Consider the following 17,239-nt stretch of genomic DNA (forward strand, 5'->3'; position numbering starts at 1 on the left):
ATCATTTTTCATATTTTCCCCTTCCTCTATAAATTAATATCTAATGTATTCTACTTTTGTGCCACCTTCTTTAAATCCTAGATATATTTGCAAACTTCATCCCAAATTAGAATTGATGCAGGTTGATCAAATCTTAAAGAAGTTACATTAAAGGGTCTTGTAAAAGACGGATCTGCCTTTTCTGCAATTAATCGAATTTTGTCATAAGGAATGGATTTAATATATTGATAGAAATCATCCAGATTTATAAAATACTCAGCATCTATTTCCCCTCTATCTTCTTTCTTTTTCACCTTTCCGTCTGCTACTCCCCTTGCTATAATTCCAATTTTATTGCTATATAACAACACTTTGTCACCCTTATGAATGGACTCAATTTCTCTTTTAGTAGATCGATATGCTGCACATTTTTGTTCTTGAATCATTTCTTGCTCATACCGTTTATCCGTAGACTTATTAGTATTTATGATAAATAGATTCATTTCGGTCACTCCTTAAATGGAATTTTTCGCCTATTATTTTCTCACAAAACTAGTTGTTGTAATAGTTCGAAACTAGATGTAATAAACCCCTGCTATACTTTCAAAGTAAATTCAAATAATCTTCATAAATAAATTTTAGTATCCAACAAAAGCCACCTTTTATTGTACGTTCCTCTACCAGAGGGTGCTGAATATTTATTTGTGTTAATAGTACGCCATATAACTCCAAGAATAATCACTTACTTTTTTGATGCAAATATTTCTTATATGTCACTCACATCATACAAGTCCTGAAATTTATATAATTTTTGCTATGTTTATTCCTGCTTCACACATCAAGCCTAGTACATTAAAATACGTTTCCTCAATTGTTCTATCGATAAATACACCCCATTTTCTTTGCGATGAAGCATTGAGTGGCAGTTCGGGCAAACAGGTATTAAATCTTTTATTGGATCTACGATGTAGCCCTGTTTTATTTCATGAAGTGGTTTAATATGATGTACATGGATAAAATCCTTCCCTACTTCTCCGTAGGTTTTCTCAAAATCCATATTACAAACTTGACATTGGATTCCATAATGATCTATACATTGTTTGCGGGCAAAAGGATTGCGTTCATAAACATTCACCATAACACTTTTACGCTTTCCTTCTTCTAATGTTTCGGGAACTTCATCAGGATAATAACCATTCGTTAAATCCCTTTCAAAGAATGACATAATATAATCTAGCAATATACCAGTTGTTAATTTCATCGAACCTTGAATATTACCCTTCAAACCATGCTCACGTAAATGTGCAAGAGATAGTTCTGGGGTATCAACTTCATCAACTAAGCGGATACGTGTACGACCCCATTCTTTGGATTGCTCGAATTTCTGTTCATCCATCCAAAACTTTTTATTATATTTAACATCATTGGTACGGACCAAACCTTCTACGACTTCAACTTTATATCGAACTTTTTTTATATTACCTGAAACATATATGTATAAAATATCGCCATTTTCATAATTGTAAGATCGTTTCCAGTCTAATGTATCATATCGGGGAAATGCACTCTCTATGTCATATTCATTCGGATTTGCTGGCACCAACCAAATTCTACGAGCATTTTTATGCTCTCTTTCTTCGAGTTCTTTACGTCGATTTGCAACGATTTCATCAGGTGCAACAAAACGATATTCATCTTCTTCAACAAAGAATGGTATGTTATATACATAGCCCCGTTCAATTGGATCATAACATTTATTTTTAGTTGTATTAAGATGTTCTGCAAGGAATCTCGCAGCCTCTTGAATATTTGTTGCTTTAAATAAAAGTACATTATTTTTGATTATTGTTATTGGGCTTGCCACATAATTTCCTCCTCACGTTTAATACCAATATTTTTCACCATATAGATAACCCTAGATCGTTAATTTGATAATCGTAAATACGGGAGATATTTAGTATTATCTGTAGTTCTTCTTTAATTTAGTACTCTCTCCATTAAGAACCTTTTGCGTTAAACGACATCCTTAAATTTCATGTTGGATGTATAAATAGTATCACAATGCTCCAAAACAACAATTTGCTGAAGCCAATAGTAATCATCTTTCTTCGAATCCATCTTATGAAACTCCCAAATATCATCTAACTACTCTGTAACTTAAAGAGAAGTCCATCAATAACCACGGTGATAAGATGGAAGCTAAAATTCTATGTTAGCCTCTAGCATTTAACCAATACTTTTTGGTATAAAACTCGACATACCACAAACCTCCCGATACTCCTATTGATTCAATAGTACCAAATTATCACAAAAATTAAAGTGTTTAAATAATAAGAAACTAAGATGGAAGATGAGTACCAACATACCACTGTATATTAGTCATTCTTATAACTCCTTTAATTACAAAGCTTTGCGAGCCATTTTATTTTTTTCTGTTTTTGGGCAAAAGTGCTTTTTCAAACCAAACTTTCGCTTACACCCATTTTCTTAATAAAGCGACTTATCGCTTCAACTGATTATTCTTGAGAATCACTCATCAAATGAGTGTACCCACCCATTCGTTGTTTCTACCTAAACATGACCAACCCGTGCTTGAACTTCTTTAAGTGGTACAGCTGGATCATTGCGCAGAACAGAAATGTGAATATGGCGAAAAACTATGAGGACCAGCATTTTTTGTCCATTCAAAACTATACTTTTCTTGACACTCTAATTGTAGCACCTTGTCATTTGCGACTAGCTACATAAATATTTTATAGTGGAGTTCGCAACCTCATGACAACTATCGAAGCGCTTCGAAGAGATAATTATGCCATCTTCTCTTTAATCTTGTGGGAGGGTCAAATTTGAGAATATATAAAAAGACCCTCGCACATTGCGAGAGCCTTTGTGATATGGAATTTTAGTCCTCAATTTTTGCATTTTCTTCTAGTAAATTTTCAAAAGCATATGTTTCTCATGAGTGGTCTTGATATGATTTCGATTATCTGCCCATTGTTCGTATTTTTCCTTAGTTCTTTTTGATGCTAAAGAATATATTAACTCACAGGGTTCTATCGAATTTGGGCGTAACTTTTACTTTAATCATCTCAGGCCTCAACTCTCTATTAATTGCACCATTTTTTCAAAGAAACAATCGGCAAGATAATAGCCTCGAGAGTTTATTGCATTATTATCAAAATTTTTTATTTCCCATTCAATGTTTCTTTTTTTCCTTGTTGTAAGAGCAAACTTGCGCTTATTTTTAAATAAGAGTTCTTTAACTTGAGGGTATTTAGAATCTTTATATGCAGGTAGTTTCTCTAATAATTTCCTGTCCCCCAAGTCATTATTTATTGGTTTTTCCAATACGGTTAAATTGCCAATACGATATTCGGAAGATTCTTCACTTGCAGTAGCATTTCCTTTGGGAAGAATATGCTCTATGGAATAATCATCATCATCTTTTGTTCGATACTGCTCGCCTGCGCCATGATTTACCGTATCAAGCCAATTATTGAGCGTATAAATAGCATATGTAGATAGTAATTTTTCTTCTCTGCGCCTATACCAATCTCCTTTATCTGCCCATCGTAGACTAGAGAATAGCTCTTCAAAATCTTCTTTTTCAGGTAGAAGTTCTGACATTATATTTTTTAGATTTTTAATTTCTTTTTTTATTTCTAAACCTGTAACACCAGTTGATGTAACTTTTTTGCTAAATTTGATATAAGCATCATCTAAATCAGAAAATTCATAATTTACCCCTAACCTTGACCAGCCTATCACTTCTTTTCCGATAACTGAGGGAGGAGGAGTAATTGCACGAGCAAATTCAAAAGCAGTTAATAATTCTAAGAGGCTAATCTTTCCATCAAAAGTTACATCTGCCATCGCAATGATAACGCTGAATACTTTTGAAGATGGAGTTATTTTCAGTAGCCAATTTAAATTTCTCCCTAGTCTATTATCACTCCCAGTATCATTTCTTCTCCAGCTTTCTATTTTGGTCGCCGTATTTAATAAACTATCTAAAAATGATAAATAATGAATTGGTTTTAGTTCTTTTTCAAAAGAATTGTACAAATTTTCTTCAGAAAGATCATATCTCGTTTCCCACCAAAGAGGTATAAATGATTCAATTGTCATATTAAAACTTGAAATAGCTTTTTGAATACTTCTCCATTTTTCTAATGCTTGATCATTATTAGTTGGACCTGAATTTCTTTCTGTTTCATAAAATATTTTGTGTTTAATTAAATCAACGTCATCTAGCCTAAGACCACGAGTATTTAATCGTCCAAAAAGAAGATTGCTTTCAATTTCGTCATCAATTACAACAATAGAAATTTGAGTATTATATATATGATTCAAAAGTTTTTCTGAATCCAGAGTATTATCAGAAATCATTTTTTCAAAATAAACCTTTGCTCGAGCTAAGCTGGAACGTTTTTCTTCCTGTTTCAACTTTTTACCTTGTGCTAATTTTATCCATAAATCATTTTTAGATTCAGTAAATTTCAAAGGAAGTTTTTCGTCTGCTTCATATTTCTTGCCAAGTGATAGGATGAACAATAAAATCGTAACAATACGTTGCTGTCCATCAACAATCTCATATTCATTCTTATCTTTGTTGTAAAAGACAAGAATATTACCCCAATAATCGGTATAAATACCATTTTTTCGAAAAGAATGTCTCACATCATCAATAAATTCTTTCCATTGCTCCTCCCGCCAAGAATACTCTCTTTGATATATTGGAATAGAAAATATTTTCCCATCATCAAGTAAGCTAGAAAAGATTTGTTTCATGGTTGTTTTTTGCGATACTTTTACTTCCATATTACAACTTCCTTATTTTAGAAATTACTTTATTCTCCATACGCTTCATGTACTGTTCCATAAATTCAAAATCAGGTTGGTTATTCTTAGAGGGAAGCATAAATTTTTCTGATTTGAATCGAACTAATGAATTAGCCCTCCCGTGATTAAATATTTCTTTATACTTTGACAAGATTCTAGAAATAAATAGTTGAGAGTACTTATTTGCATCAAATTTTGCATAAAGTACAAAAACGTGTGAGTCAACAGCAAATTTAAATTCTTGATAATAAGCTAGACCTGCTCCACCATCCCCATCTTTATTCCATGTAATCACATTAGCAGATTTAATTTTCTTTTCATCAGTTGTGACAAATCCTTTGAGCCCATTTCCCATCTTTTTTGCAGAAATCAAAGGCAGATTTCCTTTGGGAAGAGCATCCATATTGCTCTCGTTACCTCTTTCTTTGTTTACAACAAAGTAATCAGAAATAAGAAATGGTTGCCATTCCAGTTCATTCAACTCCCTCTCATCACTTATTTCGTGGAATTCAGGAAGTTTGTAGGTATCATTGATTTGATTTGATTTTTCACGGATATATTCTTCCATAAACCCCCAGTCAGGAGTACCCTCATCATTTACTGGAAGAACAACTTTTTTCTTTTTTAGACGTCCAAGAGTTGCTCCATTACCTCCCCAGTTCAAAACAGCAAGTTGTTTTTTGATTATTGGTATTAAGAAAAAAGCAATATTCTTAGTCAGATGTTCATTGTAAAGAATTTGCACGTTTTGCCCTGTATAAAAATCTGATTCTTGATAAAATACAGTCTGAGTATCAAGGCCAATAATAATTACATTTCCTTTATTGATGTCTTGAGGTTGTTCTGAAACAAACATATCTAAACCATTATTATTTTTACTTCTAGTTATATATGGATATTTCTTTTCACCATTATCAATGAGTTTGTTCTTATCAATCCCATTCAAAGTTGCATGGAGTGTGAAATATTTCTCATCTCCCAAACTAAAAGTTTTCCATTCTCTATTTTTCATCTGCCACCTCGTCAAACAAATATCCTCGCCCATGCGTGTACATATCAAATTGAAAAGTCAGATAATCTGCAATGGTCTTTTCGAAATCTTCGTCAGTTGGAATTTCGTCATTGAAGTAGAAAAAGCTGTGTAGCCATTCATCTTCGGCTTGAATGATTGATTTCACCATAAATTTCGTGGTGTAATCTTCGTTATCGCCATTGATAACATCAAAAAGAACTTTTCTCTTTTCATCAGCTGAACCATCATCAACTAAACCAATATGTTTACGCACAACAAATCCATCATCTTCAAAATTGATGAATTTGACTTTTTTATTTTCGGGGTGTGGCTTCCCAGCTTCAAAAACAGCGATAACTGGATTAGTCCCTACACCGTGAAAAGTTGCTTTATTTGCTGTGATAACCATTTCTAGAGTATGATTTTCTAGGATTTTTTTCTTGTATTCTTTTTCTTCTTTGGATTTACCTACCATTGTAGATTGAGGAACAATAACAGCAAGTTTACCACCAACGACAAGCATTTCTAGAGCATGCTTGATAAATGAAATTTCAGTCAGCGTTTTATCTGTTTTCCCTTGAGAGTATGGAGGGTTAAATAAAACCTTGTTGACTTTTTTATCTTGCATTTCTTGACCAGCCACAGTAAACATATCTGCGAGTTGAAGATTGCTTTTGCCGTCTCCTCTTAAAATCATGTTTGTAGTCGCAACTGTAAACATCTTCTCTTGCATTTCAATGCCTAAAAGTTGATGTCGCTTGATATGCTTGATTTCATCTGGTTTTTTTGCTTTTGAGGTCATGCGGTTCATGGCAGAAATCAGAAATGCACCACTTCCGCACGCAGGATCAAGCACATAATCACTTGGTAAAATATCAATTAACTCAGCCATGAGCGTAGTAATATGATAAGGTGTGAGGACGATTCCAAGCCCATTTCCATCACTTCCACCATATTTGACAAATTCGCCGTAAAAATTACCGAGAATATCATAATTTGTATTTTGCTTAAAATGATGAATAACTTTACTATTCAGCTTATTTGTAAAATAACGTAAGGGTGTCATTCCTAGAGAAGAATTGATTTCATTCAAACGTACATTTGTTTTTAAAAAAGCAAATTTATTCAGCAGAATATCTGTTTTGGCTTGAGGCATCACTCCCTCACGGTTGATGTAAGTTTCAACGGCTTCAATAATTCGCATACCGTCTTTTTTGGTGTCATCGCCTATTAAATCATTTGCTTTGAATGTTCTCTCGTTGAGTGCCAAAAGAATAGCAGAAATAACGGTTGCTTTATTTTCACCCTCAAGTGAGGCATAGTTTCGTAAATCCTCATGCAATTCTTTAGCGACATTTTGCAATTCAAAAATTCGCTTTTGTTCACTTGAAAATTCACCTAAAACGGTGATAGAATACCATTCATTGATATTATCAGGGTGTAGCTTTTGTAAATCAGTAATCTGTGGAAGAACTTTTTCAGAAATTTCATCATCTGTTTTATTGACAAGTACAGGTTGGATATAATGAGATTCTTCGTCTCCTGTTATACCAATAGCGATAACTTCATCAAATGAATCTGTTTTGTTGATAATGTGATGAGCATAATGTACTGCACCATTTACAGCATATCCACATAATGACGGTACATCTTTAGCTATTTCATGATTTTCAAAATTGATTAGTTTATCATTTTCTCTTTTATCTTCAATTACCAGAAGATAGTCTCCAATTTGCAAAACAAACTCAGGTTTTCCTATTCCTGTTCCACCTTGTTTGCTTGCTCCTTTGAGCGCCTTGGATATTTCAGGATTAGAAGAACCTTGTTCATCATATTTCACATTGAATTTTTCTATCTCACGTCTTACAAATTGGTCGGTAGCTGTTGCTTCATTTGCCATTCTATTTGCATTCCTTTTCTTTGCCTGATTTTAACTATTCCTATTATAGCAAAATCGTGGACATGTAACCATTCAAGAAATGTTTTGTACAGAGGTCCTATTCAAGATTTTTATTGGGCAAATTTTGGGGCAAAATATGATACTTATCGGTTATTATTTCCATATGATGTTGATTTTACAAAGTCTTACTTTCAGCAACAGAGAAATATGACATTGATTTGAATAAATAAAAAAAGCCCTTTATTTTCAACGGCTAAACGCTAATCATCATTCTATTTTTTATCTGTTTTCGACTTTGTGTTTTATTTTGGAGTTATTATTCAGGTCATTCAACCATTGAATTACCTTTCATTTCATTCAATACTAGCAAATTTCTAGAGTATATAAATATTATTGGATTAAAGGTAAAAGTGCCAGTTGTCGAAATTCAAGAATTAAGTGATAATTCTAAAGCAATGTTAATCGCTATTACACTCTGTCAACTTTTCAAACTAAATCGATGCGGAAACGATGAATTTATCTAAGCCCTATCACTAATGAATTTTTTACTGTTGATTAATTATTTTTTCCATATAGAATATGATAAGTTTATCCATGATTTCCAAGGTCTAAAAAATAATATTAATCCAAGAAAGGGATATTTAATTGTCCATATTTGTCCCATTGAATTCTTGTCCCTTAATGTTCAATTTATCGAGGTGTTCTAATGACCGTTAATAGGCATTGCATTTTATATAACCTCTCTCACTTTTATACTATCATTTTTATCCATCTCCATATTCCATGCAGTACTTCATTCCTCTATTCACAATAATTCTTCTTTTTCATTCTGTGATATGATGATCTTAATAGTCTTTTCTTGTAATCCGAAATGTTCACTCAGCTCAGGTATACTCATTCGCTTGTGTAACTTCATAATCTCTTGTGCAACCAACGCCTTTTTTTGCCTTCGTTTTATATTATTTCTTTCCAAAATCCGATATACTTCGGTTTTACTAATACCAAACTCCTTACCAATAGTCGGTGCGCCCAATTTTTCCATTACATACATTTGAATAACCTTTTTCTCTACTACTGTCCTTCCTAACTTCTGAATGCTATTCATCTATATCACCTTTTTTATATGCATTTGAAAGCTTTTTCCTTTTATTTTCTTTATATAATGCACTTCCATCACTATATAAGATATCGTTTAGCTCGTTGAGGTTTTCTCTCCCTCGAACATACACTCTAAATAGCCATGTTTGATTTGGTTTCTCAAGTTGCAATTTAGGATCCAGTTGATATTTTTGAAGTATATCATAGAATGATAAAGCAAAGGATTCACTAGCAGTTACAAAACCAGCTTCTCTTTTTGAAAAGTGTCCATCACCATCAAAAAGCCCTCTCAACGATGAGGGAATAAGTTCTTCAGGAATTTGTGGCATTTCCAATGTTTTTGATTTGTTAGGATGTAACTTAAAATTATCCATTAATGAACGGGCCATTTTTTTACTTCTAACGATTAGAGAAGGAACTCCATATTCATATTCATAAATAATATGTTCATCTGCCCCCATTTGATATGCTATCTTTTTTAGTAAATTATAATCCTTTTGTATGATAGAGAAACCTAAAAGATCTTTATGGATGGTTCCATCTGTTTGTATAAGCGCAACTATATACATAACTTCTGGGTTCAAAAAATTAAAGAAGTTCTCATTTACAATATGCTTTCTAGGTTGAGGTCTTATTTGAACACCATTCTCTCTTAATATACGCAGTACCGAATCACCTGATATATCTCCGAATTTCTTTCCCATTTCAACAGCTGTTACTTTTTGTGAGGCATTATACATTTTGATCATTTCATTAACCTTCTCATCCGATAGATTTATTCTAGGATTCCTACCCGGTGTGATATTGTTCTTCTTTAAAAATCGATATACCCCGCTTCTATCTTTATACTTAGAATATTTTACGATTTCTTTCATTGGCATACCACTCAAATACCAAGAAATAATTTCATTTTCGTTTAATAACTTGTCCATATTTTAAATTTTCCTTTGCCAGTAATTTTCAATATTAAATATTGGCAAAGAATTAAAAATATATACCTATTCAAGTTAAATCTAACGAATGATAAAAAATATATAATAATACCATTAAAGAATATTACTTGAATAAATGGTATAACATGGAGTTTATAGAGCAAATCGAGATTGGAAAAAGATTATGGATATGAAAAGATTTTCAAAAAAGTAATAAAAGAGATTTACTTTTATTCACATTAGGTAAACATTCACTACTAGAATCTGGCTAGGAGTAGCAGGGTTAGTTGAAAACGAAAGTGGAGAATGGCTTGTCGTGATGAAACGTTATGGTAGACTTAAAAGTATGTGGTCATTGCCTGCGGGCTTTGTCAAAACAGGAGAAACCATAGATCAAGCTTGTCATCGCGAATTATTTGAAGAAACAGGTATCAATGCATCCATGCAAGGATTACTTGGAATACGAACAGGCGTAATAAGAGATGAAATTAGCGATAATATGGCGATCTTTTACTTAACTACGAATACACACGATCAACTGATTAAAGTGCAATTAGATGAATTGTATGAAGTACGTTGGGTGACACCACAAGCATTAAAAGAAGACAAACGAACATCTATGCTACTTTTGGAAATAGTGGAAATACCTTTGAAAACTAAGCCTGCAGCATAGAGAGGATAGAACGAGATAATGTATTTGGTTATACAGAGTATAAATTGTTCTTTTAATTGAATAATTATGTCAAAACGCAGAAAACCATACCTAGTCATTGAAAGCCTTGCATCAATCAGCTACACTTATGTGAGAGAAAATGGAGGTTTCAAACATATGACAGGTGGATTTTCTATTATCCAATTAATCCTATCCATGCTAATTTTCTTAGTTATGTTCTTTGGAATTGGATTCTTATTGAATATGTTACTTCGTTCTACATGGTTCATGGCAATTCTATATCCAATTGTCGTAATTTTCATAGTAGATAATGTTAGTTTCCTAGATTATTTCTTCAAAGCAGGTACAGCTTTTCCAGCTTTGGGACATAAACTGGTATCATTACAACCAGCGGATATTCTTATTCTAGCTAGTGGATTGGTAGGGGCAATTGTCGCAGGGTTTGTAATGAAAATTTTACGTAAAATGGGTTATCAAATGTTTTAAAAGCAGCGAGCGATTTTGCTCGCTGCTTTTAACTTAGGTGCTGTTAAATCAATAGAAAATATTAACATTTCATTTTTAGATGATCCACATCCGATTATCAATTTTTTTACTTAAAAGTATAAATAAGAATGGATAAATTATGCCTGTTAAGCAACCGAAAAATACTTCAATAGGACGATGACCAAGTAGCGTTTTTAAGTCTTCAATTTTCTCATCACTATTTTTCTCAGGCAAAGCCTTTGCTTTTATAATAAGTGTTTGAAAATCTTTGTGCATTTGATTAATCACAATAGCCTGTTGTCCTGCTTGGTATCGAATACCAGATGCATCAAACATCACAACAATAGAAAATATTGCTGAAATGGCGAAAAGTGGTGAGGATAGTCCTGATTCAATGCCAATGGCCGTTGATAAAGCTGAAACGGCTGCTGAATGAGAGCTTGGCATTCCAAGAAAAACTTGCGTATACCACAGCTATAGTCGGAACAGATATTATCATCATTCAGGTTATGATAAATCATAGTTCTCCAGCAATTACTTTAAGGCATATTGGTATTACACATGATGAAAAAGATCGGGCTGTTCTATCACTAGATTTGTAATTTTACTTCTTAAATGAAAGATATATGATAGAAGAAACTCGTTAGATAAAAAGCATCCGTATTTCTTTCTAAATTAGTATGGTATGTATTTAAACAATAGAAGGGGAATCCAATCTATTGTTTATTGATAAATAATAATTCTGCTTCATATTTATATCCGTATTTTGCGAAAGACATCGACAAATCCAACTTCAAGATTTCATGATGTTATTCCCTCAATAACTCCTGTGTTTTCCCTTATAAGGTTTGATTTATATATTGCATTTTAAGTCCTCTTGTTTTCCTGTTTATTTAAATCGTGACATCATAGCTGCAAATACTAACTTCTATTATTTGGATTGCTATGATTAGGAAAGATATAAATAAATGAATGCAAATAAGTACTAATGGAATAATCTGTTTGATTCATGGTCTATTTCCTCCTTAGTTTATTTTGTAATTAAAAACACATCTTGAAATTCGAGGCCTAATTGATTTGATATTTTTTTTGCAACTGCTGGACTCGGGCTTTTTTTATGATTAATAATTTGGTTAAAATAATTCTCACTCAATCCAGTAAGTCTTGAAAACTCACGTTGAGAATAACCTTTTTCAATTAACATAGTTCGTAGTACATCTGGATCTTTTACAATAATTTTCATTTGTCATATAGCTCCTTTTTATCTATCGTTTTTATTTATTAACTCCAGCAAATATTATGCAAACATTTTTACTAATTAGACAGTTGGTGATAATTATGCAGCCAAAGGAATTTGGCGAATATTTACGTTCCTTGTGTAAACGAAAAGAACTTACAATAAAACAACTAGAACCATTGTCAGGCGCTAGTAATGCCTACATATTCCAGCTTGAAAATAGGAAACGTTGCATTCCCTCTCCGAGTGTCATTAAAGATATACATAAACATCTTGATGTTACATATGAACACTTAATGGAGACTGCTGGTTATGTTAACAATGTAGAACTTCACTCCTTTCAGGATTTAAACGATGTTTTAAAACGTAATGTATTCTACAAAGGGATCAAAATTTCTGAGCAGCAGTGTAAGTTATTACGTGAAATTTTAGATGAGTTTATAAAATCTTTGTCATCGAACAAATAAAAAAAGAAAACCACCATGAAAGACTGCAGCATGCTAAACATGCTGGCACTCTCCTAAAATGGGGTTTTCCCTTTTTTTATCTTGTATTCAATTGTTTCTTAACTGTTATAATTATATTTTAACAACGTATTTCTATATTTTAAGAGATTAAACACAACTTTTTTCATTTTATTTGAAAAACATTTCAGCTATTTTATCATTTTCCTGTTTAGCCAATAGCTCTCGAATACTTTCTTCAGGCATAATAACTGGAAATGTCATCTTTTCAATACGACTTTTTATTCTTCCAACAGGATATTTTTGCTGCAATAATGAAATAGGTATATTTGATGTAATGATTGTTGGTCTTTTATAACTCATTCGCTCGTCAATTATTTGTGTCAATACTTCCTCCGACCACTCCGTTGTTTTCTCCACTCCAAGATCATCCAAAACAAGTACCTGTGCTTGCTTAAAAGATTCCATTAGGCTATAGGAATTGACATTGGTTTCTTTATTACTAAATGAATTCTTCATCTCGTTCAGCATATTAACAACAGAAATATAAATTGGCTTTACTTTATGTTTAATAATTAGGTCGTTAATTATAGCAATAGATAGACGTGTTTTTCCAGAACCTTTTGTTTTGCTATACAAGTATAGCCCTTTACCCATATCCTCCATTTCATAGTATTGTTCCACATAACAAGAAGCTACCTTCTTAGCATATCTAGCTATACTTACACTTTCTTCTTTCTTATAGATTTCCGTTTGGAAGTCTTTAATTGTATTATCTACATGATCAGTTGGAATTCTAGCAGACTTTATTCTTCGTAACTGTTTTTTATATTCTCTGCATTTACACACTCTTGCTATCTCTTGACCATCTTCTTTAATAGAATAAATTAGCCCCGATCCGTCACATTCTCCATAAATGCATTTTGCTGTTGCTTCAGTCGATCTCCCCGGTTTCATACGAAACATTTGCTCTGAATCGTTGGAAATATTCGTCTTCAATAGTAAATCCTGAATCTTGTCCATCTTCAAAAACCTCCTGAGTATCTAATTTATATGCTTGATCAAAAATGTAATTAGCAACATATTGAAATGACCGAATATTATCTAGCTTATGTTGCGGTTTAAAATTATTGAAACAATCTTTTATCCAGCCAATTATTTGATGAGTATCCCAGTTTTCTTGAACTACTTCCATAATCACCTTATCATCATTAGATGATAGTTGCTTATGTTTACTGAGACTCAAGTAGGTTCTACAAATTAAATCAAATTGATTTGAATGATGTCGTTTTCCTTCATCTTCATTGAGTTTTTTAGAAGATGAAGTATCTGAAATAATATCTGTAGTAATCTCTGAAGTAATCTCTGGTATTGCACCGCAATTATTGAGGTCCGAATCACTAGATTTGAAACTCGATTCATCTAAATTTCTATTCGAAGTATTATATTTTGAGTTTCGTGGTAATAATTCATACCCCTTCAATACATAACCTATTTTCTGTAAGTCCCGCATTACTTTAACTAAATTGACACGATACTGAAAAGTCTTATCCCATTTATAATCAGGATTATTTCGTTTACTTATATAACCTTTATTGACTAGTTTATTTATATGTTTGCGAAGTGTATTTGCCGATATTCCCAGCATTACTTCATCAAGTAATTCTTCCGCTTTCTTATAAATCCATCCATGTGATAATGGAAAATCAACACTATCTCCGGTCACACCAGATCGTTTCTTTTCTTCTCGAATATACATATCAACGTCTCTCACACGATCAGACCAATAAATGAATTGATGTAATACGACCGCTTCTTCCATGCTACCTGTTAATTCTACCAATTCCTCTTTAATAACTGCTCTTTTTAATTTCCGTGTTTTAATATTCATCGCCTTCTTTATTACTTTTGTTATTTTTTGTTAACTATTGTAATTAAAAGTATCCACGTTTGAATACCTTTTGCAAAATATAACTATCATTATATTTTTTATCATCTTCTTTCCTAGTCTGCGATATATAGGAATTACCCAATAAAAAAAGGGAAAAACCAAAGATAGACGCAGCAAAATTCTTACACATTCAATGTGTACATTTCACTACTTCCTCTTGGGTTTTTCCCTTATTGTTGAGAAAGTCAAAACAAATATATATTTGAATTCTATTTTACAGCTATCTTTTTGTTTTGCAAGTCTTTTGACACTTTTTTGAAAATAACCACTGAATATTGAATGAGATTGTTTTCTTATAGTGGCTAGAAATATCAAAATTTGAAAGTAAACTATTTAAAAGAACACTTATTTTTCACTTTTAACTACTCAAATAATATAGTTCTAAAGCAAAAATGAGGTTAAACAAACCTTATTATTCAGGGAAAGTATATTACTCGCAGAACTAGTCTCTGTGTAATCAACTTTTTGTATAGCCGACAATAATAGTGAAAAATAAAATCCTAAATGTGTTCTGGTAAACAAATAACATTCACCCAGAAGGAAAGGAAAAACAAATGCAGGATAAAATAATATTAAAGAAAAATGCAAGACTACGGTTGGAACTGACAAAATCAGATTTACAGTTATTAGCATTCTTGGAACAGCAACGAATGTTAACAATACAACAATCCTATACGTATGCGAAAAAATTTTGCTACATGAATATGACGGATTATAGTTTTAAAAACCGTATCCGCAAATTTGAGGACTATAAACTTATTCGCGGCTATCATTATAGTGAGGGATTTGATGGAGAACGATTTAAATATATTTGCATTGGAAGCAAAGGCATTGATTTACTAATTGAGCAAAATTTATTGGACTCAACCTATAACAAGTCAAAAATTTATAAATTTGATAAAAAGAAAAATATCATACACTTTTTAATGACGCAGCAAGTAGTAATCAATCTGTTAACACAATTAGACGGTAAAATTATCCTTTATACTGACAGCAATAAGGGGAAATATCTACTATTTTATGATGAGCATGTATCATCTTATTCTCCAGCAGTTCTTCAATATACAGAATGGATAAGAAAAGAGAAAAATCTTCACCGTCAAAATAATGGATCATACCATGCAAAAATTGCAAAATACATGACACCAAACAACCGAACAACCGAGATAAATGGAACAACAATGACTATCGTGAAACCTGATTGGATTGTCAAAATTAAAGGGGAAAATGAAACAAGAGATGCTTTCATTAACATTGAGTTAGACATGGGAACAGAACCTATTGAAACAATAATAGAAAAGGTATTTAAATATGCGATTCAAGCTGAAAAGAACCCATATGAACTTCATATCATGAACATCGTAATAGCAGATAATAGTTTTTCTAATCGCTCAAGACTTAGTGATGGGATAAGAAGAGGGGAAAATATAGCTAAGCAACTTGTATCGGATCCTCAAGTTGTAAATAGAATAAAAGAGTCTGGTTTAAAAATAAAGATATCGCCTTTAAAATATAACAATGAAGCAGTGTATACTGCTCTACAAAAATATTCATAACTGTTTCTTTTACACAGTCATTCGTTTTGAATGGCTTGCATACATACCAAGTTAAACTGAAAAATGGATCTGTATCCCTCATACGTTACCGTTAATAGATACCATGACAAAAAGCTTAAATATCAACATCTTCCTCATCTTAACCTTCATTTCAATCCTTCTCTTTTTACTATTCGTTACGATGAATGGTAACCATAATCCGAAGTAATGAACTTATTTGATTATAATCCGCTCCCAATAGAACCCAATCGGTAGGCTGGTAACTACTAATAGATACCATAACGAACATTGATAAACTCTGGAATTCTTCGACTTATTTTTTCCATTCCCCCCTTTGTATCTAATATTAGGTACCGTTAATCGTTACTATATTTTTATTACACAGAACAATGTAGAATTAAAAATCACCACGGGATGTTTAGGAATTTCTTCCTAAACACACGGTATGTAATTCATCTACCAGTAATTTAGTTATCGCAAAGTAAGCAAACTTTTTAACAAAAAAAGATGACTCTCATTAAAAGCAGAGCCATCTTTTTTATTCTTCTTATTACTTACCACTTTTGAATTATTGTCATATCTCTTTTTGGAAATGCAATCCGATTGTTTTCATCAAATTCCAGATTTCCCTCCACTTCAAAGATGAAAAAAGTTTCTCCTTCTTCCATTGCGTCCTGATCGTCCTTATGCCGAACTTTGAAAATTGCATGTGCCTCATCCAGTGACATTGCATCAATCACTGTAAATTGTTCATCTTTCTCCTTTGTTCGTTTTACTACAAGATATTGCCCCATTTGATTCATTTGGTTTCCCTCCATATTGATTTTTTTATAAAAAAACATCGATAAGAATGTTCACGACTATTTTCGTCATACATCCTTACCGATGATTTTTAACCAATTTCTTAGACCCAATAGGTCTTGTTATTCTATTTTTATTTAAGTAAAAGTATATATAAATGATCTTATACTATTATTCTAACTTACACTTTTGCTCTTTTTAACATCTCCCATCGAATTTCTTCCTTGAAATAATAATTCCACTCCGAATAGTTTTTATCATGGTTAAACAAAACATTCATTACTAAGATCATCAAACATTCTCTCTTT

16 protein-coding genes are annotated in these 17,239 nt (G+C 32.2%); 4 read left to right on the forward strand and 12 right to left on the reverse strand.

Features of this window, described 5'->3' with window-relative positions:
• Positions 1-77: 77 nt before the first annotated feature.
• The 7 genes from Q8X41_RS08610 to Q8X41_RS08640 form a co-directional block, all read right to left on the reverse strand.
• Entirely contained in the window at positions 78-482 is a 405-nt protein-coding gene (locus Q8X41_RS08610; protein ID WP_397539816.1) for a hypothetical protein, read from the reverse strand.
• Between the two features lie 341 nt (positions 483-823).
• Positions 824-1,843: an HNH endonuclease gene (locus Q8X41_RS08615; RefSeq protein WP_397539817.1), complete on the reverse strand. Its 1,020-nt coding sequence runs from the start codon at positions 1,841-1,843 to the stop codon at positions 824-826.
• Between the two features lie 1,232 nt (positions 1,844-3,075).
• On the reverse strand, positions 3,076-4,800 hold the full coding sequence (locus tag Q8X41_RS08620; RefSeq protein WP_397539818.1) for a DUF262 domain-containing protein: 1,725 nt from the start codon (positions 4,798-4,800) through the stop codon (positions 3,076-3,078).
• Between the two features lies 1 nt (position 4,801).
• Entirely contained in the window at positions 4,802-5,833 is a 1,032-nt protein-coding gene (locus Q8X41_RS08625) for a restriction endonuclease subunit S (protein WP_397539819.1), read from the reverse strand.
• Complete coding sequence (locus tag Q8X41_RS08630) at positions 5,823-7,733, reverse strand: class I SAM-dependent DNA methyltransferase (protein ID WP_397539820.1); 1,911 nt, start codon at positions 7,731-7,733, stop codon at positions 5,823-5,825. Before Q8X41_RS08630 ends, Q8X41_RS08625 begins: the two co-directional genes overlap by 11 nt.
• A gap of 805 nt (positions 7,734-8,538) precedes the next feature.
• Positions 8,539-8,838, reverse strand: coding sequence for a hypothetical protein (locus Q8X41_RS08635; RefSeq protein ID WP_397539821.1), 300 nt, complete (start codon positions 8,836-8,838; stop codon positions 8,539-8,541).
• On the reverse strand, positions 8,831-9,763 hold the full coding sequence (locus Q8X41_RS08640) for an LAGLIDADG family homing endonuclease (RefSeq protein WP_397539822.1): 933 nt from the start codon (positions 9,761-9,763) through the stop codon (positions 8,831-8,833). Before Q8X41_RS08640 ends, Q8X41_RS08635 begins: the two co-directional genes overlap by 8 nt.
• A 319-nt stretch (positions 9,764-10,082) precedes the next feature.
• Here Q8X41_RS08640 and Q8X41_RS08645 point away from each other — a divergent pair, with 319 nt between their 5' ends.
• Both Q8X41_RS08645 and Q8X41_RS08650 read left to right on the forward strand, forming a co-directional pair.
• Positions 10,083-10,436: an NUDIX domain-containing protein gene (locus Q8X41_RS08645; RefSeq protein WP_397540232.1), complete on the forward strand. Its 354-nt coding sequence runs from the start codon at positions 10,083-10,085 to the stop codon at positions 10,434-10,436.
• Between the two features lie 156 nt (positions 10,437-10,592).
• Positions 10,593-10,922 carry a YuiB family protein gene (locus Q8X41_RS08650; protein WP_397539823.1) on the forward strand — a complete coding sequence of 110 codons (330 nt, stop codon included), beginning with the start codon at positions 10,593-10,595 and terminating at the stop codon, positions 10,920-10,922.
• 75 nt (positions 10,923-10,997) lie between these two features.
• Here the strand turns inward: Q8X41_RS08650 and Q8X41_RS08655 are convergent, their stop codons facing one another.
• Complete coding sequence (locus tag Q8X41_RS08655; RefSeq protein WP_397539824.1) at positions 10,998-11,369, reverse strand: divergent PAP2 family protein; 372 nt, start codon at positions 11,367-11,369, stop codon at positions 10,998-11,000.
• A 583-nt stretch (positions 11,370-11,952) separates the two neighbouring features.
• Positions 11,953-12,165, reverse strand: a complete 213-nt coding sequence (locus Q8X41_RS08660) for a helix-turn-helix domain-containing protein (protein WP_397539826.1) — start codon at positions 12,163-12,165, stop codon at positions 11,953-11,955.
• Positions 12,166-12,260: 95 nt separating this feature from the next.
• Here Q8X41_RS08660 and Q8X41_RS08665 point away from each other — a divergent pair, with 95 nt between their 5' ends.
• Complete coding sequence (locus tag Q8X41_RS08665; protein ID WP_397539828.1) at positions 12,261-12,626, forward strand: helix-turn-helix domain-containing protein; 366 nt, start codon at positions 12,261-12,263, stop codon at positions 12,624-12,626.
• Between the two features lie 168 nt (positions 12,627-12,794).
• On the opposite strand, the gene Q8X41_RS08670 is transcribed toward Q8X41_RS08665, so the two are convergent.
• The gene (locus Q8X41_RS08670) at positions 12,795-13,646 is read right to left on the reverse strand and encodes an ATP-binding protein (protein ID WP_397539829.1); all 852 of its coding nucleotides are present in this window, start codon (positions 13,644-13,646) and stop codon (positions 12,795-12,797) included.
• Positions 13,558-14,514: a hypothetical protein gene (locus Q8X41_RS08675; protein ID WP_397539830.1), complete on the reverse strand. Its 957-nt coding sequence runs from the start codon at positions 14,512-14,514 to the stop codon at positions 13,558-13,560. The genes Q8X41_RS08670 and Q8X41_RS08675 overlap by 89 nt, the downstream gene beginning before the upstream one ends.
• 614 nt (positions 14,515-15,128) lie before the next feature.
• On the opposite strand from Q8X41_RS08675, the gene Q8X41_RS08680 reads away from it, so the two are divergent.
• On the forward strand, positions 15,129-16,130 hold the full coding sequence (locus tag Q8X41_RS08680) for a replication-relaxation family protein (RefSeq protein WP_397539831.1): 1,002 nt from the start codon (positions 15,129-15,131) through the stop codon (positions 16,128-16,130).
• Positions 16,131-16,684: 554 nt separating this feature from the next.
• On the opposite strand, the gene Q8X41_RS08685 is transcribed toward Q8X41_RS08680, so the two are convergent.
• On the reverse strand, positions 16,685-16,933 hold the full coding sequence (locus Q8X41_RS08685) for a hypothetical protein (RefSeq protein ID WP_397539832.1): 249 nt from the start codon (positions 16,931-16,933) through the stop codon (positions 16,685-16,687).
• Between the last annotated feature and the right edge of the window lie 306 nt (positions 16,934-17,239).

This window comes from Rummeliibacillus pycnus (assembly GCF_044359855.1).
GTDB classification, from domain to species: domain Bacteria; phylum Bacillota; class Bacilli; order Bacillales_A; family Planococcaceae; genus Rummeliibacillus; species Rummeliibacillus pycnus_A.